The 299-nt window shown below is 42.5% G+C and carries 1 protein-coding gene; it reads left to right on the top strand.

What is annotated here, in order from left to right; genetic code table 11:
* A partial coding sequence (locus KMS84_RS39835) for a hypothetical protein (protein WP_256921538.1) occupies nucleotides 1-299 on the top strand: 299 nt, incomplete at both ends.

Raw genomic sequence — 299 nt, 5'->3', positions numbered from 1 at the left:
ACATAATATATACGCACTTTCGCTGCTCACTTATACATGAGGGTCGCCTCTTAGATAATGTTGATTTCGTTGATTCAGACTCTAATTTGGGCGGTACACCTACAGCGTCTGTTAGCCAAGGCGGGCGTTTGTTACTCGGAACTGGCTGGATTAACCTGGCTTTTCAAGCCGTCGTTTATGCGCAAATCAATGGCGATGAGTTTGGTATTGAACATCGATATATGAAACCAAAATTCAATATTGATGAAGTGGCTTTTGCTAATCGTTTAACATTGGTATACGACATGACTCCGGGTAGG

Origin of the sequence: Streptomyces hilarionis (assembly GCF_024539675.1) — a bacterium.
GTDB lineage: Bacteria > Actinomycetota > Actinomycetes > Streptomycetales > Streptomycetaceae > Streptomyces > Streptomyces hilarionis.
This window is presented reverse-complemented; position numbering and strand designations above follow the sequence as displayed.